General features: G+C 62.4%; 18 protein-coding genes. 9 read left to right on the top strand and 9 right to left on the bottom strand.

Annotation, left to right across the window (positions count from 1 at the left end; translation table 11 throughout):
* Positions 1 to 108 precede the first annotated feature (108 nt).
* Complete coding sequence (locus GWC77_RS09335) at positions 109 to 1,305, top strand: hypothetical protein (protein ID WP_217283224.1); 1,197 nt, start codon at positions 109 to 111, stop codon at positions 1,303 to 1,305.
* 66 nt (positions 1,306 to 1,371) lie between these two features.
* Here GWC77_RS09335 and GWC77_RS09330 read toward each other — a convergent pair whose 3' ends face one another.
* On the bottom strand, positions 1,372 to 2,763 hold the full coding sequence (locus GWC77_RS09330) for a hypothetical protein (protein WP_173256628.1): 1,392 nt from the start codon (positions 2,761 to 2,763) through the stop codon (positions 1,372 to 1,374).
* A 1,062-nt stretch (positions 2,764 to 3,825) separates the two neighbouring features.
* Here GWC77_RS09330 and GWC77_RS09325 point away from each other — a divergent pair.
* Both GWC77_RS09325 and GWC77_RS09320 read left to right on the top strand, forming a co-directional pair.
* On the top strand, positions 3,826 to 4,740 hold the full coding sequence (locus GWC77_RS09325; protein WP_173256627.1) for a hypothetical protein: 915 nt from the start codon (positions 3,826 to 3,828) through the stop codon (positions 4,738 to 4,740).
* 91 nt (positions 4,741 to 4,831) lie between these two features.
* Positions 4,832 to 5,578: a methyltransferase domain-containing protein gene (locus tag GWC77_RS09320; RefSeq protein WP_173256626.1), complete on the top strand. Its 747-nt coding sequence runs from the start codon at positions 4,832 to 4,834 to the stop codon at positions 5,576 to 5,578.
* Between the two features lie 166 nt (positions 5,579 to 5,744).
* On the opposite strand, the gene gltA is transcribed toward GWC77_RS09320, so the two are convergent.
* The 7 genes from gltA to GWC77_RS09285 all read right to left on the bottom strand — a co-directional run bounded on the left by gltA (position 5,745) and on the right by GWC77_RS09285 (position 11,650).
* Positions 5,745 to 7,046: a citrate synthase gene (gene gltA, locus GWC77_RS09315; RefSeq protein ID WP_173256625.1), complete on the bottom strand. Its 1,302-nt coding sequence runs from the start codon at positions 7,044 to 7,046 to the stop codon at positions 5,745 to 5,747.
* 67 nt (positions 7,047 to 7,113) lie between these two features.
* Positions 7,114 to 7,386 carry a succinate dehydrogenase assembly factor 2 gene (locus GWC77_RS09310; RefSeq protein WP_173256624.1) on the bottom strand — a complete coding sequence of 91 codons (273 nt, stop codon included), beginning with the start codon at positions 7,384 to 7,386 and terminating at the stop codon, positions 7,114 to 7,116.
* Position 7,387: 1 nt separating this feature from the next.
* Complete coding sequence (locus GWC77_RS09305; RefSeq protein WP_173256623.1) at positions 7,388 to 8,089, bottom strand: succinate dehydrogenase iron-sulfur subunit; 702 nt, start codon at positions 8,087 to 8,089, stop codon at positions 7,388 to 7,390.
* Positions 8,090 to 8,116: 27 nt separating this feature from the next.
* On the bottom strand, positions 8,117 to 9,892 hold the full coding sequence (gene sdhA / locus GWC77_RS09300) for a succinate dehydrogenase flavoprotein subunit (RefSeq protein WP_173256622.1): 1,776 nt from the start codon (positions 9,890 to 9,892) through the stop codon (positions 8,117 to 8,119).
* A 4-nt stretch (positions 9,893 to 9,896) separates the two neighbouring features.
* A complete protein-coding gene (sdhD, locus tag GWC77_RS09295; protein WP_173256621.1) occupies positions 9,897 to 10,265 on the bottom strand; it encodes a succinate dehydrogenase, hydrophobic membrane anchor protein in 369 nt (122 codons plus the stop codon).
* A gap of 3 nt (positions 10,266 to 10,268) precedes the next feature.
* Positions 10,269 to 10,685, bottom strand: a complete 417-nt coding sequence (gene sdhC / locus GWC77_RS09290) for a succinate dehydrogenase, cytochrome b556 subunit (protein WP_173256620.1) — start codon at positions 10,683 to 10,685, stop codon at positions 10,269 to 10,271.
* Positions 10,686 to 10,861: 176 nt separating this feature from the next.
* Entirely contained in the window at positions 10,862 to 11,650 is a 789-nt protein-coding gene (locus GWC77_RS09285) for a GntR family transcriptional regulator (RefSeq protein WP_173256619.1), read from the bottom strand.
* A gap of 253 nt (positions 11,651 to 11,903) precedes the next feature.
* On the opposite strand from GWC77_RS09285, the gene GWC77_RS09280 reads away from it, so the two are divergent.
* From GWC77_RS09280 to GWC77_RS09255, 6 genes are all read left to right on the top strand, one after another.
* The gene (locus tag GWC77_RS09280) at positions 11,904 to 12,887 is read left to right on the top strand and encodes a malate dehydrogenase (RefSeq protein ID WP_173256618.1); all 984 of its coding nucleotides are present in this window, start codon (positions 11,904 to 11,906) and stop codon (positions 12,885 to 12,887) included.
* A gap of 264 nt (positions 12,888 to 13,151) precedes the next feature.
* On the top strand, positions 13,152 to 14,150 hold the full coding sequence (locus GWC77_RS09275; protein ID WP_173256704.1) for a CoA ester lyase: 999 nt from the start codon (positions 13,152 to 13,154) through the stop codon (positions 14,148 to 14,150).
* 127 nt (positions 14,151 to 14,277) lie between these two features.
* Positions 14,278 to 14,766 (top strand): hypothetical protein, encoded by a 489-nt coding sequence (locus GWC77_RS09270; RefSeq protein ID WP_173256617.1) that lies wholly within the window; start codon positions 14,278 to 14,280, stop codon positions 14,764 to 14,766.
* 24 nt (positions 14,767 to 14,790) lie between these two features.
* Positions 14,791 to 16,242, top strand: a complete 1,452-nt coding sequence (locus tag GWC77_RS09265; protein ID WP_173256616.1) for a bifunctional 2-methylcitrate dehydratase/aconitate hydratase — start codon at positions 14,791 to 14,793, stop codon at positions 16,240 to 16,242.
* Positions 16,243 to 16,330: 88 nt separating this feature from the next.
* The gene (acnA, locus tag GWC77_RS09260) at positions 16,331 to 19,048 is read left to right on the top strand and encodes an aconitate hydratase AcnA (RefSeq protein ID WP_173256615.1); all 2,718 of its coding nucleotides are present in this window, start codon (positions 16,331 to 16,333) and stop codon (positions 19,046 to 19,048) included.
* A 57-nt stretch (positions 19,049 to 19,105) separates the two neighbouring features.
* Positions 19,106 to 20,317 (top strand): pyridoxal phosphate-dependent aminotransferase, encoded by a 1,212-nt coding sequence (locus tag GWC77_RS09255; RefSeq protein ID WP_173256614.1) that lies wholly within the window; start codon positions 19,106 to 19,108, stop codon positions 20,315 to 20,317.
* Positions 20,318 to 20,580: 263 nt separating this feature from the next.
* Here GWC77_RS09255 and GWC77_RS09250 read toward each other — a convergent pair whose 3' ends face one another.
* Positions 20,581 to 21,744 carry a lytic murein transglycosylase gene (locus tag GWC77_RS09250; RefSeq protein ID WP_217283223.1) on the bottom strand — a complete coding sequence of 388 codons (1,164 nt, stop codon included), beginning with the start codon at positions 21,742 to 21,744 and terminating at the stop codon, positions 20,581 to 20,583.
* Positions 21,745 to 22,150 lie beyond the last annotated feature (406 nt).

Raw genomic sequence — 22,150 nt, 5'->3', positions numbered from 1 at the left:
CGTTCTATCTACACGCCAAATCAAATCACGTTCGCCGACACACACCTGTCACACACAGCGCTTTCACTTCAGGACGCGCAATTCGCGCGATGGACACTGGAGCTAACGATGACAAGAGATCGGTATGTGAAGGGTGGCTTGCGGACTGAATCTAACGTGAATTGGTGGCGATTCTTGCGGAACGTCGCCTGTCTTGCGGTGGCGGCCGCCTCGGCGGTGTGGCCTGCCGCCGATTCGTTCGCCCACGATGAGGACGGGAACAGCGAAAGCCGTGCATACGCCATCGGGCTATGGGGCGATCTGCCGTACTCCGACATGCAAGCGCAGGTCGGTGTGCCGAACCTCATCGCGGACATGAACTCGCAAAAACTCGCGTTTACCGTTCATGACGGCGATCTCAAGGCTGGCAGCGGCACGCCTGGATCGGCAACGCCTACAACGTGTAGCGACGCACTCTACGTGCAGGCGCTCGGATATTTCAACGCGTTGAAGTCAGCCGCGATGTTGACTCCTGGCGACAACGACTGGACGGACTGCGATCGCGCCTCGAACGGCGCCTTTTCGTCGCGGGAGAGGCTCGACCACGAGCGCAAGGTCTTCTTCGATTCCCCCTATTCGCTCGGACAACGACCGATGCTTCAGGAGGTTCAAACCGACCGGCTTTGCCTGAACAATGACAATCAACTCGCAAGCTGTGTCGAGAATCGTCGCTGGATGCTGCACGGTGTCGTCTACGCGACGCTCAATATCCAAGGCTCGTGCAACAACCTCTGCGATACGAAACCGGACCCCGCGGAATTTGCGGCGCGCAACCGTGCCGATATCCTCTGGATGCAGCAGACGTTTCAGGAGGCCATAGCGCGCCACGCTTCAGCTGTCATGTTTATTTCGCAGGCCGACCCGGGGTGGGATAACTCCGACGCGACGCGCGCACCTACGCGCGACCCCAAGACCCTGGTCGAAAACGACTCGCTACCGAGCTCCGACCCCGCCTATCCCGGCCCCACTCCCGATGGTTTCAAGGACTTCCTGCTTGCACTGCGCGACGAAGTGATTGCCTTCCGAAAACCCGTTGCCTACGTGCATGGCGATTCGCACTATTTCCGCATCGATCGCCCATTTCTTGACGCGCAAGGCAGACGGCTCGAGAACTTCACCCGCGTCGAAACGTTCGGCGATAACCAGGCTCACGGCAACAACGATGTGCATTGGTTAAAAGTGTTCGTCGATGACCGCAGCCGTGAGGTGTTCTCGTTTCAGCCGCAGATCGTACCGGCCAATCGAACCGCTGTTCCGCAGCCCTGAAGCGTTGAATTGAAGCTGAGCCGAGGGCCGCAAAAGCGACTTGTGCCACTGGCGCCGGCATTCGGCTCATGTCTCCTCGTCTTGCTGCGTGGCCCCCGCTTTCGGCAACGTTTGCACGCGCGTCGCGCGCTCCAGATCACGGGCCGCGGCAACGATCGCTTTCGCATCGGCGACGGCATCCTTCACTGTCGTCGCCCAGCCAAGGGAGCGAGCCACCCCGATTGCCTTGATCTCGTTTCGAACGCTTGCCTGCGCGGCGGCAAAGCGCTTTTCTGCCTTCGCGTAGTCGGTGCGCAGTTGCGCTTTCGCTTCGCGTTGAGCCGTCGGCCAATCCGTGTCGCGCGGCGCGCCCGAAGCCCGCTGCATGCGTCGCGTCGCAATTTGCCGAGCCTCCCGCTCGAGTTCCGCGCCGCGCGGCCGCCCGCTCGGATCGCGCTTCGCGATGCCGAGCGCCGAGAGGCTGCCCTTCAACGCACCGCCCAGCCCCGAACGATTGCGTCCGATCTGCTGGGCCTGGGTCGCCGTCAGCGGCGCGGCCATCCTCTTTTCGATCCGCTGCGTGAACCGCCTGTCCAGCACCGTTCGGGCGTCGAGCATCTTGTCGGCGCTCGGCGGCTGCTCCTTGAGCGCATGACGAATTTCATCGATCGTTTCGTGAGGCGCAAGTTCGGTGAGTTTCGCCGCCGCCTCGAAGGCCCGGTCGGCCGCGGCCGGACCGTTTGAAGCACCATAGCGGCCGTAGCTCTTGACGCCGAGCGCCAGGCGGGTATGGCGCGCGTCTTCGGCGTACACCGCGGAACCTTCCGACCAGGCGTCCATGACGATCACGTTCTTGCGGCCCCGGCCCTTGCGCAATTCGCTCCAGGCATGGTCGACCAGCGGGCGCGCTGCGAAATGGACGGCTTCGTCGGGGGCATCCAGCTTCCCAGCGTGCAGATGCATGGCGACAGCAGCGTGGTTGCTGCAGACGCCCGCCCGCGCGAACATCGCCGCACCTGCAACGTTCGGCGCATCTTCGAATCCGGGTGCCTTGCCTTTCGCCAGGTCCTGGGCCAGTTCCTGAGCGAGGTACGCGCGCGCGAGGGACTCGCCACCGGTGGCTTCGACGTCCGAACGGACGTTGCCGCGTCCCCATGGAAGCAGCTTGCGCGTCTGCACGACGGTTTCGTGGGCGGACCTCAGGCGCCCAAGCTCCTGCTCCGGCACGGCGCGGCCGTCGATCTCGCGCGCCAGCAGATAGCCGGCTAGCGGGAGCTCCTCGTGTCGCTCGACGTGATGAGGATGTCCGCCATCGGCAAGGCCGAAGTCCTCGTGTGCAGACGTGCCGTGCGCCGGAGAAGGGACTGCGGATAGTGACCCGTGTTCGGCGCCGCCATCATCGTCGACTTCCTCCTCATCGTCCTCGGCGAGCACATCGAGCGACCGGCTCGGATCACCGGTGCCGCGGCCGAGCGGCATCGCTGGCGGCGCCAGGACATCCGAACGATGGGCTGATTGCGCCGGTTGCGCTTCTGGACGAGCACCGGTCGTTCCAGCCGGTGCGGTGCCTTGCCGCGCCTCTACTTCAAGCAATTCTCGTAACGAAACCCGAGGGCGTCCGGTCGTCTCGTTCTGCAAGAGCCCAGCAGTCGCAACCGGCTGAGTGATCGGGCCAGGGTTCTCGGAAGCGCCCGCTTTTTTGCCCGCGCGACGCAGCGGATTGAGCCGCTCCAGCATCGACGAGACGCTCCGTGCGCGGGACGATGAACGCCCGTCACGCTTATCTGCAGTCCGCCGTTCGCTCGTTATCGAGGGTCCGTCGTTGGTTAGAGGTTGCGCAGAGCTAAGGCGCACATCTTTGCTCATGTTTTTCTCCGCACTGATGGCCGGTCCCTACGACGATGACGGACCGACCTTAGCAATGCGCGCGCGGCCGCTCGGGCTGACGAGCGAAATAGATGCGAGTTCGGCGAATGGCAGTCGTCGAGGCGCGTTTGCAACCGCGGTCGTCTCGCGTTTTTCGCCGTTATTTCGCTGTGCGCAAACGATAGACACACTATTCAAAGCTACGTTGTACGTCTTGCGCCGCGCTGCACCCTCGAGCCCACGCCCCCAGCGGGCAACCGGGCCATCCGCTCCGGGCGGCGGCTTGACCGGCGCCGTCCTAAGGAGTCTTGATGTGCGGAGAATAGGCGCTACGTCTTCACAGACGAGCAGCAGCAATCCAGCGATCGGGAACGCCGTCGCTCAGCATCCAGGCGGCAACGCGATGCGTGCCGCGACATCGTCCGTCTTCGAAAATCTGCGGCCCCGCGCGGACCGCACTGAGGGCGGATCCGGCTCCCAAGTCGCGCAACCGACGATCGGCCGTGCCCGTCTACCGCTCGCCGGATATTTGTATGCGCGAGCGTCCATTCGAAGAACGATCGATGCACAAGACGCTGCCTCACTGATCGACGGGCAAGACACGCTGACGGAAACCAGAGCGATCCTGCGCAAAGGGCGCGGCAATGTCGTCACGACAACCTGCAAACGAATTTCGTGGCGGTAGGCCGCTCGCAGGCCGCACTCGTTGGGCAGCGCGCGCTGCAATCGGTGCTCCAGAGCCGCACCAAAGACCCGGCCGGCGTGCGTCTATCGAATACGCTGCCGCAAGAAGAGATCACTGGCCTGACTGGGGATGCCCCAGGCCGTGTCGCCGCCATGGGTTCCTACATGGCGCTCGCGGCCGGCTCCATCGTGAACGAAAGCGGATACTGCGACGCTCATGCCTATGTGTCGCTGGTCCAACATGCGCCAAAACTGGGCGCACGAGAGATGCTGACAATCGTCGGGGCCTATTCGCCGTTTCCACATACGTGGGCGAACGTCGAACGAAGGCGCGGCGCAGGACAACAGGTGATTCTCGACTCATGGGCGGAGGGGCCCGCAATACTTGCCGAAGACTCTCGTCGTCAGGGGCCGCATGTCGCGTCGAATTCGCCGCCTACGCAGGACGGCAGCCCGTATCAGCCGGTCGTCATAGGCGATGTCACGCTGGACCTTGCCCTGACCCAGGCGAGCGCCCGGTTGTTTGCGAGCGGCGTCGGGAAGATGGCGAATGCGATGCAAAACGATCGGCGAATCATGCGGACGTTCGAAGATACCGCGCGGCGTATGACATCGAAATGGGTCCGCTTAGCGTCGCGACCCGGCGTGAACTTCGAGACAATCCGCGGGGCTTATTCCCCGATGTCGGTACTCAGCCATGTATTCGTTCAAGCCGTAAGGGACGCGCAAACGCGGCCCGGGCGTGCGACGGATCAGCCGGCATCGATCATGGCGGATGTCCGTGCGGCAGGCGTCGCGAGGCACTTCGGATTGGGCATTCGTGCGGCGACGCGCGATACGACGATCGCGGATGTCAAGGAGGCGTCGGAAACGCTGCTCGCTTCCGGCAGGCTCCCGGTTCGCTGACGAACCGCAATGTTCGCCTCGCGGCAGCGAAGCAATCCATCGCGCAGATTAGGGTTCGTTCATGTCGAACACTGACCCAGGCTACCGAACGATGGCTGACGATTCTTGCGTGGAGAGGACGGAGAAATATCGCGTCCAGGTGAGCGACGGGCGCCTCTTTCTGCATTTGGCGAACGACGAGAACGGTGCCATGACGGTCATGGAACTCGCGCAGCCGAACGATCTTCCCGCTCTCTACACGCGAAAGATGTTGCTGCCGCTGGCCTTCATCCCCTCAGCGACCGACGTCTTGCTGATCGGACTCGGCGGAGGCCAGCAGGCCAAATTCATTCACCGATACCTGCCCGAGCTGCGAACGATTGGATTGGAGATAGACGCGGAAGTGGTCGAACTCGCGCGCACGCATTTCGGGCTTCCTCCTGACGATGAACGATTGCGTGTGGTGGTCCAGGATGGCGCCGACTTTGTTCGAAACCATGGCGACGAACAGTGCGACTTGATTCTGTCGGATGCGTTCGGCGAGGGCTACCGCCCGGTCGATGCGTTGCACACGCCGGACTTTTACCGGGAATGTCATCGAATCTTGCGCCCGGGCGGTGTGATGACGGTGAACGTCTACGAGCCGACCGCCGAGTGGGCCGCTCGATTCATGTCGACTGTATCGAGCGTATTCACGTGCAGAAAATTCATTTCGATCTCGCCCGTCCAAGGCGTGATGGCACTTTGGAAAGGCCGCCCCGACCTCGATTGGGACGCGATCGGCGATCGAGCAGCGCGATTGGACAGCAAGACCGGGCTCGGCTTTTCGGCATTTGTCGATGGCTTGAAAAACGAGTGAACTGTTTGCCGCGGAATCATCGTTCTGCGTTCATCGATGAGCTGCGAGTGGTCCGCCTGGCTTGCTCCACGCACGCGGACCGCGGATGCAAAAAAGCCCCGGCCAAATCACTTGCCGGGGCGCTGTCGAGGCCATGGCATACCAGGGCCCCATCAAGACTTCGTGATCAACGCTTATCGATCGGTTTGGCTTCGCGCGGGCTTTCGCCGATGAAGAGCTGACGCGGACGACCGATCTTCTGTTCGGCCTCCGAAATCATTTCGTTCCACTGAGCGATCCAGCCGACAGTACGGGCCATTGCGAAGATGCAGGTGAACATCGACGTCGGAATGCCGAGTGCGCGCTGCACGATACCCGAATAGAAGTCGACGTTCGGATAAAGCTTGCGCGAGACGAAGTATTCGTCCTCGAGCGCGATCTTCTCGAGCTGCATCGCCAGTTTGAAGAGCGGATCGTCATGCAGGCCGAGCTCTTCGAGCACTTCGTGGCACGTCTCGCGCATGAGCTTCGCACGCGGGTCGTAGTTCTTGTAGACGCGGTGGCCGAAGCCCATCAACTTCACGCCCGAATTCTTGTCCTTCACCTGCTTGATGAACTCGGGGATGTTGTCGGGCGAGCCGATCTGCTCGAGCATGTTGAGCGCAGCTTCGTTCGCGCCGCCATGCGCCGGGCCCCACAGACAAGCGATACCGGCAGCGATACATGCGAACGGGTTTGCCCCGGAAGAACCTGCCAGACGCACCGTCGAAGTCGATGCGTTCTGCTCGTGATCCGCATGCAGGATCAGGATCCGATCGAGCGCGCGCACCAGCACGTCGTTGATCTTGTAGTCCTCGCACGGGTTCGAGAACATCATCCGCATGAAGTTCGCGCTGTACGAGAGGTCGTTCTTCGGATAGACGAACGGCTGACCGATGCTGTACTTGTAGGCCATGGCCACGAGCGTCGGCAGCTTGGCGATCATGCGGATCGCCGATACGTCGCGATGATGCGGATTCGTGATGTCGAGCGAGTCGTGGTAGAACGCCGACAGCGCGCCAACCGATGCGACGAGAATCGACATCGGATGCGAGTCGCGACGGAACCCGCGGAAGAAGAACTGCATCTGCTCGTGCACCATCGTGTGACGCGTGACGGTGCCCACGAATTCTGCCTTCTGCGCCTTGTTCGGCAGCTCGCCTTTCAGCAGCAAATAGCACGTCTCGGGGAAATCCGCGACTTGCGCAAGCTCGTCGATCGGATAGCCGCGATAGAGCAGTTCGCCCTTATCGCCGTCGATGTACGTAATGGCCGAATTGCACGATGCCGTCGACATGAAGCCCGGGTCGTACGTGAATTTGCCGGTCTGACCGTACAGTTTGCGGATGTCGATCACGTCCGGGCCCATCGTGCCCTTGTAAATCGGCAGTTCGACGCTCGGCGAATTATCGCTGAACGATAGCGTGGCTTTAACATCTGACGGAGTCATGGCATCCTCAATCGAAGTTGGAACGGTTTTCCGATCATGCGCGCGCGGCGCCCCACACCTGCGACGCTCATACAGCGCGCAAAAGCCCCAGCACCCGGACGACAGCCGGGTCGGAAAGTTCGCCTTCCGGTTCCTTGCGAGCGAGAAGCAAGTCCATCAGGTCGTTGTCGCTCAGCTCGAACAGGCGCGTCAAGGCGCCCACGTCGTCGTCGCTGAGGCTCTGCTCGTAACGGCTGAAAAAACGCTCGAAGATAAGATCGTTTTCCAGCAGACCCCGCCGCGCGCGCCAGCGCAGGCGCGCGCGGCGCAGTGGGTCGGATTGATGCGCGGTGTCTTCCATCTCAAACGGTACGACGGACCATCAATTCCTTGATCTTGCCGATCGCCTTCGTCGGATTGAGACCCTTCGGGCACACGTCGACGCAGTTCATGATCGTATGGCAACGGAACAGACGATACGGATCTTCCAGGTTGTCGAGCCGCTCGCCCGTCGCCTGGTCGCGGCTGTCCGCAATGAACCGGTACGCCTGCAAGAGCCCCGCCGGGCCGACGAACTTGTCCGGATTCCACCAGAAGCTCGGGCACGAGGTGGAGCAACTCGCACACAAGATACACTCATACAGCCCATCGAGTTCGTCACGTTCCTCAGGCGATTGCAAACGCTCCTTCTCGGGCGGCGGCGTGTCGTTGATGAGGTACGGCTTGATCGAGTGGTATTGATTGAAGAACTGCGTGAAGTCGCAGATCAGATCGCGCACCACGGGAAGGCCGGGCAACGGGCGCAGCACGATCTTCTGCGGCAGCTCGTTCAGGTTGGTCAAGCATGCCAGACCGTTCTTGCCGTTGATGTTCATTGCGTCCGAGCCGCAGACGCCTTCGCGGCACGAACGACGGAACGAAAGCGTTTCGTCGACGGATTTCAGCTTGACGAGCGCGTCGAGCAGCATCCGCTCATGCTCGAGTTCGAGCTCGTACGTCTGCATGCGCGGCGCCGCGTCTTTATCGGGGTCGTAGCGATAGATTTCGAAAATTCGTTTTGCCATTTTCAGCTGTCCTTGGAATGGGCCGCGTTAGAACGTCCGCGCCTTCGGCGGCACCGATTCGACCGTCAGCGGCTTCATGTGCACCGGCTTGTAATCGAGGCGATCGCCTTCGCTGAACCACAGCGTATGGCGCAGCCAGTTGTCGTCGTCGCGGTGCTCGTAATCGCTTTGCGCGTGCGCGCCGCGGCTTTCCTTGCGGGCCTCGGCCGAGACTATCGTCGCGCGCGCCACTTCGATCAGATTGGCGAGCTCCAGTGCTTCGACGCGTGCCGTGTTGAACACCTTCGATTTGTCCTTCAGGTGCACATGATTGACGCGCTCGGCCAGCTCCTTGATCTTCTCGACGCCTTCGGCCAGCAGCTTCGAGGTGCGGAAAACGCCCGCGTGCGTTTGCATCGAGGTGCGGATATCGCCGGCAATCGCCTGCGTGTATTCGCCCGAGCTCGACTTGTCGAGCTTGTCGAGGCGCGCGAGCGAGAAGTCGGCGGCGTCGAGCGGCAGCGGCTTGTGCTCCTTGATGTCCTTGACGTGCTTGACGATATGGTTGCCGGCCGCGCGGCCGAACACCACGAGATCGAGCAGCGAATTGGTGCCCAGGCGGTTCGCGCCGTGCACGGAGACGCACGAACATTCGCCCACGGCGTAAAAGCCGTTGACCGGATCTTCGTGGCCGCGCGACGTACCGACGACCTGACCGTGAATGTTCGTCGGAATACCGCCCATCTGATAGTGGATAGTCGGCACGACGGGAATCGGCTCTTTGATGCAATCGACGTTGGCGAACTTCAGCGCGATCTCGCGGATCGACGGCAGACGCTTCATGATCGTCTCCGCACCGATGTGCGAGAGATCGAGCAGCACGTGGTCCTTGTTCGGGCCCACGCCGCGGCCTTCCTTGATCTCCTGGTCCATCGAGCGCGAGACGAAGTCGCGCGGCGCGAGGTCCTTCAGCGTCGGCGCGTAACGCTCCATGAAGCGCTCGCCGTTGGCGTTGCGCAAGATACCGCCTTCGCCGCGCACGCCTTCCGTGATCAGCACGCCCGCGCCGGCCACGCCGGTAGGATGGAATTGCCAGAATTCCATGTCCTGCAGCGCAATACCCGAGCGTGCGGCCATGCCGAGACCGTCGCCCGTGTTGATGAACGCGTTCGTCGATGCCGCGAAAATCCGGCCCGCACCGCCCGTCGCGAACAGCGTGCACTTGCCTTCGAGAATGTAGACGTCGCCCGTTTCCATCTCGAGCGCCGTCACGCCGAGCACGTCGCCATCGGCGTCGCGAATCAGATCGAGCGCCATCCATTCGACGAAGAACTGCGTCTTCGCGGCGACGTTTTGCTGATAGAGCGTATGCAGCAGCGCGTGACCGGTGCGGTCCGCGGCCGCGCAAGCGCGCTGCACGGGTTTTTCGCCGTAGTTCGCGGTGTGGCCGCCGAACGGGCGCTGATAGATCGTGCCGTCCGCATTGCGGTCGAACGGCATGCCGAAGTGCTCCAGTTCGTAGACGGCATTCGGCGCTTCGCGGCACATGAATTCGATCGCGTCCTGGTCGCCGAGCCAGTCGGAGCCCTTGATCGTGTCGTAGAAATGGTAGTGCCAGTTGTCTTCGCTCATGTTGCCGAGCGATGCACCGATGCCGCCTTGTGCGGCGACCGTATGCGAGCGCGTGGGGAACACCTTCGACAGCACGCAGACCGACAGGCCCGCGCGCGCCAGTTGCAGCGAAGCGCGCATCCCCGAACCGCCGGCGCCCACGATGACCACGTCAAAGCGGCGACGCGGCAGAGAATTCTTGATTGCAGCCATTCTTTTACACTCTCCAGAGAATCTGCGCAGCGTAGCCCGCACACGCGAGCAGCCAAACGATCGTCAGCGCTTGCAGCGTGAGACGCACGCCGGTGGGCTTCACGTAATCCATCCAGATGTCGCGCACGCCGACCCAGGCGTGATAGAAGAGCGAGAGCAGCGTGACGAAGGTCGCGAGCTTCATCCACTGCGTGGCGAAGATCGATGCCCAGCCCTCGTACGAGAAATCGCGCGCGCCGAAAAACCAGACGAGCAGGATGACGGTATAGATCGCCATGATCGTGGCGGTGATGCGTTGCGCGAGCCAATCGCGCAAACCGTAATGCGCGCCTACGACGAGGCGCTTCGAGCCGATTCGATTATTGGCTGCCATTTCTCAGAATGCTCCGAACAGTTTGAGCGCGAAGGCGATCGTGAGGACCGACGAGACTACGAAGACAACGATGGAAGTGCGCTTGCCGCTCTCCTTCGAGACCGCATCGTGGTTCGTATCCATCAGCAAATGGCGGATACCGGCGCAGAAATGAAAGAGAAAAGCCCACGCGAGAACGAGCGTGATGAGCTTGACGAGGATGTTGGAGAGAAAGAGCTTGAAGACTTCGAAGCTCAGTTCGGAGGTGAGGCTTTGATCGAAGAGGTAGAGCAGAAACGGAAGGAATACGAACAATAGCGCACCGCTCACGCGGTGCAGAATCGATACACGCCCCGCCAGAGGAAGACGATACGCCGTCAATATCTGACCGATGCCGATGTTCCGGAACTCCGGCCTCGGCTTTTTTACGGCTTCTGCCATACTAGACCCCTACTATGTAGTCACACTAACCCGCGATTTTAGCGCCTTTTCATACCGCGGCGCAGCGAAAAACCTCGAACCTCATGACGGCGATCGCCCGCGCGGAGACTTCGCCGAACCGGACATGCCCCGCGCAGCGGGGGTTTGTCAGCGCTTGGCAGTGCCACCGCAGCGCCTCAGCTCAGGTCGTTCTGATAGTAGTACCCGGTTGTGACATACCAACCGCGGCGCACTTCGACCGCGCGATCGCCGTACGTATAGGACACGCGCTCCACGGACAACAACGGAAATCCTGCCGGCACGCCGAGCAGACCGGAAACCGGAGCCTCGGCCGCCACGGCGCGGATCTTCTCGGACGCGCGGATCATCCGCGTGCCGAACTCCGCTTCGAACATCGCGTAAAGCGGCCCCTTGTACTCGCTGAGCCGCTCGAACGTCAGACCGCGAAAAACGCCGCCGGGCAACCAGATCTCATCGAAAACCGTCGTCGCGCCGTCGAACTCGAGCAAGCGCCGGATCTGCACGACCGGATCGGACGGCTTCAATTCGAGCTGGCGCGCAATCTCGGCCGGCGCGCGCAAACGCCGGCATTCCAGCAGCCGGCTCACGTGCGCGTGCTCGGCGCCGTCATCGGCCAGCAGTCGCAGAAAGCGGAACTGCGCGCGCTCTTCGTTGTGCGTCGCAACGAATGTGCCCTTCCCCTGACGGCGCACGAGCAGATTGTCGGCCGCGAGTTCGTCGATGGCTTTGCGGACCGTGCCCTGACTCACCTTGTAGCGCACCGCCAGCTCGACCTCGCTGGGAATGATCTCGCCAGGCTTCCATTCGCCCGACTCGAGACTTTGCGTGATAAGTGCCTTGATTTGCCGATAAAGCGGGCTGAACGTCGGCGAAGTGGCCTGCGCGGCCGCCCCGTCTTCGGGTTGGCCGTTCTGATTCGCAGCGCTCGCCTGGTTCGCATTCATGCCGCGCATTTCAACATAAACGCGGCTCGCGCGTCCAGGTCTTCGTATCGATTCATGTGTCTTATATAAGACATAAGATAAGGTTGACTTTGCTCCACTGCGCTCCTACACTCCAGCGCGAACCGCGGGGCGCGCCGCGTATCGGCATGCCGCTCGCCCCGAGCCGCTTGGGCCTACACGCTTCGCGTAACGCGCATAAAATGGCGTTTTCCCTAGTCAAAACGCACCAACGCATCGTCCTGGAGAGTTCTCAATGGCTAAGTCCGCTAAGCGCGTTGCCGTCACCGGCGCCGCAGGTCAAATCGGTTACTCGCTGCTCTTTCGCATCGCCAACGGCGATCTGCTCGGCAAGGACCAGCCCGTCATCCTGCAATTGCTCGATCTGCCGCAAGCGCAAGCCGCCGTCAAAGGCGTCGTAATGGAACTGGAAGACTGCGCGTTTCCGTTGCTCGCGGGCGTGGTCGTGACCGACGACCCGAAGGTCGCCTTCAAGGATGCCGACGTCGCGCTGCTCGTGGGCGCCCGCCCGCGCTCGAAGGGCATGGAGCGCAAGGACCTGCTTTCCGCGAACGCCGAAATCTTCACGGTGCAGGGGCGTGCGCTCAACGAAGCGGCAAGCCGCGACGTGAAGGTTCTCGTGGTCGGCAACCCGGCCAACACCAACGCCTATATCGCGATGAAGTCGGCACCCGATCTGCCGAAGAAGAACTTCACCGCCATGCTGCGCCTCGATCATAACCGTGCGCTCTCGCAACTGGCCGCCAAGTCGGGCAAGCCTGTGGCATCGATCGAAAAGCTCGCCGTGTGGGGCAATCACTCGCCGACGATGTACCCCGATTTCCGCTTCGCGACGGCCGAAGGCCAATCGCTCACCAAGCTGATCAACGACGACGAGTGGAACCGCAACGTCTTCATCCCGACCGTCGGCAAGCGCGGCGCGGCCATCATCGAGGCGCGCGGCCTGTCGTCGGCCGCGTCGGCGGCCAATGCCGCGATCGACCACGTGCGTGACTGGATTCTCGGTACGAATGGCAAATGGGTTACGATGGGCATTCCGTCGGACGGATCCTACGGCATTCCGGAAGACATCGTGTACGGCGTGCCCGTTACCTGCGAAAACGGCGAATACAAGCGCGTCGAAGGCCTCGAAATCGACGCTTTCTCGCGCGAAAAGATGGACTTCACGCTCAAAGAGCTGCTCGAAGAGCGCGACGGCGTTCAGCATCTGCTCGGCTGATCGCAGCCGATGCCCGGAGCGCGCCGGTCCGCCCGCAGTAGCGGGCGCCCAAAAAACCGGTGCGCCGTGCCTGGGTAGTCCTTCCTTGCAGTGCGCGGTGCGCGGTGCGCCGGCAGCATGCTTTGACAGACGCGCCGCCGCCCGCAAGACTTCGCAGTGGATTCGCGCGTGCTTTGCCTTGCATCCTTGCATTCGAGCACGTACCCGCAGAGCCCGCCCGAATCCGCTCTTGTTCACGACGACTGACGCTTTGTGACGCTGAAGATGCGCGCCCTCTCCCCCGCCGAAGTGTTGTTTGACGGCGAAGCTCCGCCGAGCGTCCTGCCCGTTTGCGACCACTATGCGGGCAGCGAAAAGCTGATGCTCAAATCGCTCGCGCTGCAGACCGAGCTCGGGCCGGTCTTCGATGTCACGCTCGATTGCGAGGACGGCGCGCAAGTCGGCCGCGAGGCCGAGCATGCCGAACTCGTGGCGTCGCTCATCGGCAGCGAGCACGATGCGTTCGGCCGCGTCGGCGTACGTATACACGACTTCCATCATCCGCATTGGCGCGACGACGTTCGGCTCATCCTGCGCGCCGCGAAGCGCGCGCCGGCCTACGTCACGCTGCCGAAGATTCGCCATGTCGCCGATGCGGCCGAGATGTGCGCCTTCATCGAGGCCACACGGCGTGAGTTCGGCATCGCTTCGCCGATCCCGACGCAACTGCTGATCGAAACGCACGGTGCGCTCGCTCGGGTCTTCGAGCTGGCCGCGCTGCCGACCGTCGAGGCGCTGTCGTTCGGCCTCATGGATTTCGTCTCGGCGCACGACGGTGCCATCCCCGATACGGCCATGCGCTCGCCGGGACAGTTCGACCATCCGCTGGTACGGCGCGCCAAGCTCGAAATTGCAGCGGCGTGCCATGCTCACGGACGCGTGCCGTCGCACAACGTGAGCACCGAGGTCCGCGATATGGGCATCGTCTCAGCGGATGCGGAGCGGGCACGCGACGAATTCGGCTACACGCGCATGTGGAGCATCCATCCCGCGCAAGTGCCGGTCATCGTCGCCGCCTTCGCGCCGCGCGACGAGGCCGTTGCACTCGCCGCCGACATTCTGCTTGCAGCCCAGGCCGCGCAGTGGGGCCCGACGCGTCACGGCGACACGCTGCATGACCGCGCGAGCTACCGCTACTACTGGTCGGTACTGCGCCGCGCGCGAGCGACGGGCAAAACGCTTCCCATAGAAACAGCATCGTTTTTCGCGGGGCCGGCCAAATAGGAGAAAATAGCGAGCGCCGCGTCTCAAAAGACCCGGCCACCTGAGGTCGCCCCCCGTCCAAATTGACGGTGAGATATCGACCCAGGGCCGTTTCCGTCTCAAAGTTACTCGAAAGGTCTCGATTCCCATGAAGAAATTGCTGCTTGCTTCCCTCATCGGCACGCTGTCCGCCACGATGCTGCTGGTCAGCGCCGACGCGGCCGCCCAGACGAGCACCCATTCGGCCACGGTGAAGAAGCCGGCGCCGAAGCACCATGCCGTCAAACGCAAGTCGGGCGCCACGCCCGCCAAAGCGGATCCCATCGAAGAGGGCTCGGTCGAATGGTCGTGCGCTGAAAGTCAGCACTTCGAGGTCAAGGGCGACATGAAACGCGATCAGATCGTCACCATGCACTGGGGCACCAAGAACTACAAGCTGCCGCGCGAAACGACGACGACGGGTGCCGATCGCTTCCACGATGCCGCGACGGGCATGGATCTCGTCGTGATCCCGACGAAGGCCATGCTGTTCTCCGACAAGGACAGCGCGCGCCTCGCCGACGAGTGCAAGACCGCGGCGATGACGCAAGGCGAGCCGGCGCCGACACAGGCCACCGCCATCCAGAAGTCGAACTGAGCGCCAGGGCGCCAGCCTTCCTCCATGTCCGCCGCGATCGAAAACGTCAGGCCAGTGCCCGATCAGGTGCTCGTCGACATCGTCGACTATGTCCTGAACACCAGGATCGAGAGCACGCTTGCGCTCGATACCGCGCGCAATTGCCTGATCGACACGCTCGGCTGCGGACTGGAGGCACTTTCCTATCCGGCCTGCACTAAATTGCTCGGGCCCATCGTGCCGGGCACGATCGTCCCCAACGGGGCGAAAGTGCCCGGCACGCAGTTCCAGCTCGACCCGGTTCAGGCCGCGTTCAACATCGGCGCGATGATCCGGTGGCTCGATTTCAACGACACCTGGCTCGCCGCGGAATGGGGCCATCCCTCCGATAATCTCGGCGGCATCCTGGCCGTGGCCGATTGGATCTCGCGTACCGCCGTTGCCGCCGGGCGGCCTCCGCTCGTCATGCGCGATGTGCTCGTCGCCATGGTGAAGGCCCACGAGATCCAGGGCGTCGTCGCGCTCGAAAACGCGTTCAACCGCGTCGGTCTCGATCACGTGCTGCTCGTCAAACTGGCATCGACAGCCGTGGTGGGGCAGATGCTGGGCCTGACGCGCGACGAATTGATCAACGCCGTCTCGCTCGTGTTCGTCGACGGTCATGCGCTGCGCACCTATCGGCATGCACCGAATACGGGCTCACGCAAGTCGTGGGCCGCGGGAGACGCCACTTCGCGCGCCGTGCGGCTGGCGCTCATCGCGAGGACCGGCGAGATGGGTTACCCATCGGCACTGACCGCGAAGACCTGGGGCTTTTACGACGTCCTGTTCAAAGGCAACGCATTCCGGTTTCAGCGTCCGTACGGCTCGTACGTGATGGAGAACGTCCTGTTCAAGGTCGCGTTTCCGGCCGAATTCCATGCGCAGACCGCGGTCGAAGCGGCCATGACCTTACACGGGCGCCTCCGATCGAGCGGCAAGCGTGTTGCCGATATCGCCAGAATCACGATCCGCACACATGAAGCGGCGCTTCGCATCATCGACAAAAAAGGCCCGCTCGCGAATCCGGCCGATCGCGATCACTGCATTCAGTACATGGTTGCCGTACCGCTCATTTTCGGGCGCCTGACGGCGGCCGATTACGAAGACGCGCTCGCGGCCGACCCACGTATCGATGCATTGCGCGCGAAAATCGAATGCGTCGAGGACCCGCAGTTCACGAAGGATTATCACGATCCCGACAAACGTTCGATCCCCAACGCGTTGACGATCGTCTTCGACGACGGTTCGTCGCTCGAGGAAGTCGTCGTCGAATACCCGATCGGACACAAACGCCGCCGAGCCGAAGGCATCCCGCTGCTCGTCGAGAAGTTCAGGGCGAATCTCGCGCGTCGGTTTCCCGGCAAACAGCAGCAAGCGATTCTCGACGTCTCGCTCGATCAGGCACGGCTCGAAGCCATGCCGGTTCACGAGTACGTCGACCTCTATGTGATTTAGCGCCAGGCATGCAATCGTTTCAACGCATCAACATCAGGTTTTAGAAACGTCATAACGTCATTTCCTCGCTCCAAACCTAGGAAAAACCATGGCCCACAACCTCCACAACACGCTCAAGGAATTCGATAGCGGAAGCGGCAAAGGCAAGTTCTACTCGCTGCCGGAACTCGGCCGCGCCCTGAACGTCGAGATCGATCGTCTGCCGGTATCGATCCGTATCGTGCTCGAATCGGTGCTGCGCAATGTCGACGGCAAGAAGGTTTCCGCGGAGCACGTCGCGCAACTCGCCAATTGGAAGCCGAACGCGGCGCGCGTCGACGAAATTCCGTTCGTTGTCGCGCGTGTCGTGTTGCAGGACTTCACGGGCGTGCCGCTGCTCGCCGATATCGCCGCGATGCGTGGCGTGGCCCAGCGCACGGGCAAGGACCCGAAGGCGATCGAACCGCTCGTGCCGGTCGATCTCGTCGTCGACCATTCCATCCAGATCGATTATTACCGCCAGAAGGACGCGCTCGATCTGAACATGAAACTGGAATTTCAGCGCAATAACGAGCGCTATCAGTTCATGAAGTGGGGCATGCAGGCGTTCGACACGTTCAAGGTCGTGCCTCCGGGCGTCGGCATCGTGCACCAGGTCAACCTCGAATATCTCGCGCGCGGCGTTCACAAGAAGGCCGAGGGCGGCGATACCGTCTATTACCCCGACACGCTCGTCGGTACGGACAGCCACACCACGATGATCAACGGCATCGGCGTGGTGGGCTGGGGCGTCGGCGGCATCGAGGCCGAGGCCGGCATGCTTGGGCAGCCCGTGTATTTCCTCACGCCGGACGTTGTCGGCGTCGAACTCAAGGGCAAGCTACGCGAAGGCGTGACCGCCACGGACCTCGTGCTCACGATTACCGAATTGCTGCGCAAGGAGAAGGTCGTCGGCAAGTTCGTCGAATTCTTTGGCGACGGCACCGCTTCGCTCGCGCTGCCGGATCGCGCGACGATCGGGAACATGGCGCCCGAGTACGGTGCGACGATGGGCTTTTTCCCCGTCGACGCAAAGACGATCGAGTATTTCAAGGGCACGGGTCGCACCGAGGCCGAGATTGCCGCCTTCGAGAACTACTTCAAGGCGCAACAGCTCTTCGGCATCCCCAAGGCCGGCCAGATTGACTACACGAAGGTCGTCACGCTCGATCTCGCTACGGTCGCGCCCTCGCTCGCCGGTCCGAAGCGCCCGCAAGACCGCATCGAAATCGGCCATGTGAAGTCGACATTCGCCGATCTGTTCTCGAAGCCTGTCGGCGAAAACGGCTTTGCGAAGAAGCCCGCCGATCTCGACGCGCAGTACAGGACGTCGAACGGTATTTCGCTGAAGAACGGCGACGTGCTGATCGCAGCGATCACGTCGTGCACGAATACGTCGAACCCCAGCGTGCTGCTGGCCGCGGGCCTGCTTGCGAAGAAGGCTGTCGAAGCCGGCTTGACGGTTGCTCCGCACATCAAGACATCGCTCGCGCCGGGCTCGCGCATCGTCACCGAGTATCTGACGAAGACCGGGCTTATGCCGTACCTCTCGAAGCTCGGCTTCGAGCTGGCCGCGTACGGCTGCACGACCTGCATCGGTAACGCGGGCGATCTGACGCCCGAGCTCAACGAAGCCATCACGAATAACGACGTCGTGGCTGCAGCGGTGCTGTCGGGCAACCGCAACTTCGAAGCGCGCATTCATCCGAACATCCGCGCGAACTTCCTGGCTTCGCCGCCGCTCGTGGTCGCTTATGCGATCGCCGGCACCATTACGCGCGACCTGATGACCGAGCCTGTCGGTCAAGGCACGGGTGGCAAGGACATCTATCTTGGCGACATCTGGCCGTCGAGCGAGGAAGTCAACGCGCTGCTCAAGTACGCGCTCGACGCCGATGCGTTCCGCACGAACTATTCGCAACTGACGAAGGAAGGCGACCTCTGGAGCAAGATCGAAGGCGAGGAAGGCCAAGTCTACGATTGGCCGAAGTCGACCTACATTGCCGAGCCGCCGTTCTTTGGCAGCGAGTTCTCGATGCAGCCGGCCGGCTCGATTGCGGCCATCGCGGGCGCGCGAGCCCTCGGCATCTTCGGCGATTCGGTGACGACCGACCACATCAGTCCCGCGGGGTCGATCAAGGAAGACTCGCCGGCCGGCAAATGGCTCAAGGCCAATGGCGTGCAAAAGGCCGACTTCAACAGCTACGGTTCGCGCCGCGGCAATCATGACGTGATGATGCGCGGCACGTTCGCGAATGTGCGGATCAAGAACCTCATGATCCCGCCGAAGGTCGACGGCACGCGTGTGGAAGGCGGCTTGACGATTCACCAGCCGAGCGGCGAGCAGCTTTCCATTTACGATGCGGCGATGAAGTACATCGATGAAGGAACGCCGACGATCGTGTTTGCGGGCGAAGAGTACGGCACGGGCTCGTCGCGCGACTGGGCCGCCAAGGGCACCCAATTGCTCGGCGTGAAAGCTGTCGTTGCACGCAGCTTCGAGCGGATTCATCGCTCGAATCTCGTCGGCATGGGTGTGCTCCCGCTGCAGTTCAAGGGAACGGACAGCGTGCAATCGCTCGGTATCACCGGCGAGGAGACGTACGATATCGAGGGGCTCGGAGCCGACTTCAAGCCGCAGCAGGAAGTCACGCTCGTCATCCATGGCAAGGATGGCAAGTCGCAGCGCGTGCCGGTGTTGTTGCGCATCGATACGCCGATCGAAGTCGACTACTACAAGCACGGCGGGATTCTGCCGTACGTGCTGCGCTCGTTGCTGGCGGCGTAACCTTCGCAACGTTGTCCGCAGGCGCCGCGCCCGGTCCGGGCGCGGCGATATCTGTCCATGACAAGACTCCAATCATCATTGACCGCACCGCTCGTCGGCGCACCTCATGCGCGCGACGCGGTTCGCGCGCTGCGACCTTCGCAAATCCGCGAGGTGGCCAACGCAGGGTTCGGAAATCCCGACGTATTGCCGTTCTGGTTCGGCGAGTCGGATCGCGCCACGCCACGATTCATCCGCGATGCGGCGTGCGCCGCGCTGGCTGCCGGCGATACCTTCTACACGCACAACCTCGGGATCGCACCATTGCGCGAGGCCATCGCTCGCCACGTATCGGCCTGGCATGGTCCGACCGATGCAGGCGATGTTGCCGTCACGAGCGCCGGCGTCAACGCGCTGATGCTCGCATCGCAACTCGTCGTCGGCGCGGGCGACAGGGTCGTCGCGGTCACGCCGCTGTGGCCGAACATCGTCGAAATGCCGAAAATTCTCGGTGCTTGCGTCGAGACGGTGTCGCTCGAGTACGGCGCGAGCGGTTGGCAGCTCGACGTCGATCGCCTCATTGGCGCGCTGACGCCCGATACGCGCCTTGTCATCATCAATTCACCCAACAACCCGTCGGGCTGGGTGATGCCCCCCGAGCAGCAACAAGCGGTCCTCGATCACTGCCGGCGACACGGAATCTGGATCCTCGCCGATGAAGTCTATGAGCGTCTCTACTACGGCGACGTTCATGAGGACGTCTGTGCGCCGTCTTTTCTCGATCTGGCATCGCGCGACGAGCGGGTCATCTGCGTGAACTCGTTTTCGAAGGCTTATCTGATGACGGGGTGGCGCCTCGGCTGGCTCGTCGCCCCCGCATCGCTGATGGATGACCTCGCGAAGCTCATCGAGTACAACACGTCGTGCGCGCCGGCGTTCGTCCAACAGGCAGGGATCGCGGCGCTCGGCGACGATGGGCAGACCCCGCGTACGCTCGTACGCGAGTTGCGCGCGTCGCGCGATCATCTCGTCGCGGCGCTAAGGGCGTTGCCCGGTATCGATGCCGCGTCGCCGCCCGGCGCCATGTATGTCTCTTTCTCCATGCCCGGCGCGAAGCAGAGCCTTGCACTGTGCAAAGCGCTCGTACGCGAGGCGGGGCTCGGTCTCGCGCCGGGAAGCGCGTTCGGGCCCGAAGGCGAAGGATTCGTGCGCTGGTGCTACGCGTGCGATGTAGCGCGGATCGACGCGGGGATGGCTCGCCTGAAAGAATTCCTCGAATCGCACCGGTGACGCGCCCCCTGCGTCAATAGTTTTGAATAAATGGAAACTATTGATGCGGGCCGCGCGATGACCTCAAAGTTTCCATATATGCAAAACTATGTCCCTGCGGGCGACGCGCCAGACGGTTGGTTCGTTGTATGGAAGCTTTCGGCCGCTGCGAACGCGATCTCGTGCAGCACATTGCCGCCTTCACCGCAAAGCAGACCAATCGCCCCGTGAACAGTGACGTTCGGATCGGTACCGCATGCGAGCCCTGCGCCGCATGCGCCGAATCAATGCCCGCGCACTCGTTCGAGCAGCGAGGCACTCGCATACCCATCGGCCGGCAGTCCATTTTTTGCCTGGTACGCGCGAATGGCCGCACGCGTAGCCGGCCCCAGCATCCCATCGGCAGTGCCCGCATCGTAGCCCTGCTGTCCGAGCAAAGTCTGAAGCTGCGTCAGATCGGTACGGCCGAGCGGTGGATCGTCCTTCGGCCATGCGCCGCGTACCTGTCCTTGCCCGTCGAAACGCTGAGCAAGCAGCGTCACGGCGAGCGCATAGGATGTCGAGTTGTTGTAGCCGAGAATCGCGCGGAAGTTGTCGAACACGAGAAATGCCGGGCCCTTATACCCCGCTGGCAAGAGGACAGATGCCTGCTCGCCTTCGCGTAACGACGATGGTGAGCCGCCAGTGAGGCGGACGCCCGCGCGAGTCCACTCGCCTACTGTCTTTTTGATGCCGAGGTCGGCCTGCGCATAGTCGAAGCCGTCCGCAAGCGTGACTTCCAGTGCGATGGGCTGGCCGGCTTGCCAGCCGAGCGATTGCAAAAGATTGGCCGCAGACGCCACTGCATCGGCGCTGGACGTCCAGATATCGCGCTTGCCGTCGCCGTCGAAATCGACTGCGAAGCGATTGTAAGTCGACGGGATGAATTGCGTCTGCCCCATTGCGCCAGCCCACGAGCCCAACATCTGGCCCGGCGTCACATCGCCGTGCTGCAGGATTTTGAGCGCAGAGATCAATTCTGTTTGAGCGAAGGCACGCCGACGTCCGTCGTACGCCAGCGTGGCGAGCGATCTGATGACTTGCAGGTCTCCCATCTGCTGACCGTAGTTGCTTTCGATTCCCCAGATCGCGGCAAGAATTCGTGGCGGCGGCGCATAGCGCGAAGACACTGCCGCCAGCGTCGAAATGTTGGCCGCCAACGCATCGCGCCCGCGCTGTACCCGCTGGGCCGATAGTACGTTGTCCAAATAGTCCCAGATGGGCGCGACGAACTCTGGCTGCGCCTGATCTCGTGCGATCACGTCCAAGTCGGGCCTGACATCGGTGAACGCACGGTCGAACGTTTGCGGTGTAATGCCGGCCGCAATCGCGTCGTTGCGAAACTGTGCCTTCCAGGTATCGAAGGCCGCCTGATCGACGGGTGCCGGCTCAGGAGCGGACGCGGGCATAGCCGATCTTGCCGGTGCCGCGGGCGCGGCTTGTGCGAGCGCGCCGGCCGGCAGGCAGGCGAAAAGCAACGCGCCACAGAGCGTCGCGCAGTGCGGAATATGTCTTTGTCGGGATGTACAGATCATTTCGTTCAAGTATGGGAGCGCCGTTCCGGCGCAGTCGGATCGCTTCTCAGGCCCTCGTTTGGCGGCAAGGTTCCCGGGATGCAGCGGGTAACGACTCAAGCAAAGGCGCAGCATCTGGGGGGCCGGCGCACAAATCGGCTCAGAATCGGCTCAGATGCCGCGCGTCAAACAAGATGAGAGCAGCGCGTCAATCAGGATGAGAGTACTGGCGTGGCGGCAGCGGTGAAGGGCGTAGCCCGGAACCGCTGCCGCCACGCCGCGCCGAGCAGTCCCCCGTCAT

The sequence above is a fragment of the Paraburkholderia sp. NMBU_R16 genome (genome assembly GCF_013282575.1).
Lineage (GTDB): Bacteria > Pseudomonadota > Gammaproteobacteria > Burkholderiales > Burkholderiaceae > Trinickia.
This window is presented reverse-complemented; position numbering and strand designations above follow the sequence as displayed.

What these genes read in the sequence shown, in the direction of transcription:
- GWC77_RS09335 (WP_217283224.1), top strand. Translation starts at nt 109, where the DNA reads ATGACAAGAGATCGGTATGTGAAGGGTGGCTTGCGGACTGAATCTAAC.
- GWC77_RS09330 (WP_173256628.1), bottom strand. Translation starts at nt 2,763, where the DNA reads ATGCCGCTCGGCCGCGGCACCGGTGATCCGAGCCGGTCGCTCGATGTG.
- GWC77_RS09320 (WP_173256626.1), top strand. Translation starts at nt 4,832, where the DNA reads ATGGCTGACGATTCTTGCGTGGAGAGGACGGAGAAATATCGCGTCCAG.
- gltA (WP_173256625.1), bottom strand. Translation starts at nt 7,046, where the DNA reads ATGACTCCGTCAGATGTTAAAGCCACGCTATCGTTCAGCGATAATTCG.
- GWC77_RS09310 (WP_173256624.1), bottom strand. Translation starts at nt 7,386, where the DNA reads ATGGAAGACACCGCGCATCAATCCGACCCACTGCGCCGCGCGCGCCTG.
- GWC77_RS09305 (WP_173256623.1), bottom strand. Translation starts at nt 8,089, where the DNA reads ATGGCAAAACGAATTTTCGAAATCTATCGCTACGACCCCGATAAAGAC.
- sdhA (WP_173256622.1), bottom strand. Translation starts at nt 9,892, where the DNA reads ATGGCTGCAATCAAGAATTCTCTGCCGCGTCGCCGCTTTGACGTGGTC.
- sdhD (WP_173256621.1), bottom strand. Translation starts at nt 10,265, where the DNA reads ATGGCAGCCAATAATCGAATCGGCTCGAAGCGCCTCGTCGTAGGCGCG.
- sdhC (WP_173256620.1), bottom strand. Translation starts at nt 10,685, where the DNA reads ATGGCAGAAGCCGTAAAAAAGCCGAGGCCGGAGTTCCGGAACATCGGC.
- GWC77_RS09285 (WP_173256619.1), bottom strand. Translation starts at nt 11,650, where the DNA reads ATGAATGCGAACCAGGCGAGCGCTGCGAATCAGAACGGCCAACCCGAA.
- GWC77_RS09280 (WP_173256618.1), top strand. Translation starts at nt 11,904, where the DNA reads ATGGCTAAGTCCGCTAAGCGCGTTGCCGTCACCGGCGCCGCAGGTCAA.
- GWC77_RS09275 (WP_173256704.1), top strand. Translation starts at nt 13,152, where the DNA reads ATGCGCGCCCTCTCCCCCGCCGAAGTGTTGTTTGACGGCGAAGCTCCG.
- GWC77_RS09270 (WP_173256617.1), top strand. Translation starts at nt 14,278, where the DNA reads ATGAAGAAATTGCTGCTTGCTTCCCTCATCGGCACGCTGTCCGCCACG.
- GWC77_RS09265 (WP_173256616.1), top strand. Translation starts at nt 14,791, where the DNA reads ATGTCCGCCGCGATCGAAAACGTCAGGCCAGTGCCCGATCAGGTGCTC.
- acnA (WP_173256615.1), top strand. Translation starts at nt 16,331, where the DNA reads ATGGCCCACAACCTCCACAACACGCTCAAGGAATTCGATAGCGGAAGC.
- GWC77_RS09255 (WP_173256614.1), top strand. Translation starts at nt 19,106, where the DNA reads ATGACAAGACTCCAATCATCATTGACCGCACCGCTCGTCGGCGCACCT.
- GWC77_RS09250 (WP_217283223.1), bottom strand. Translation starts at nt 21,744, where the DNA reads ATGCCCGCGTCCGCTCCTGAGCCGGCACCCGTCGATCAGGCGGCCTTC.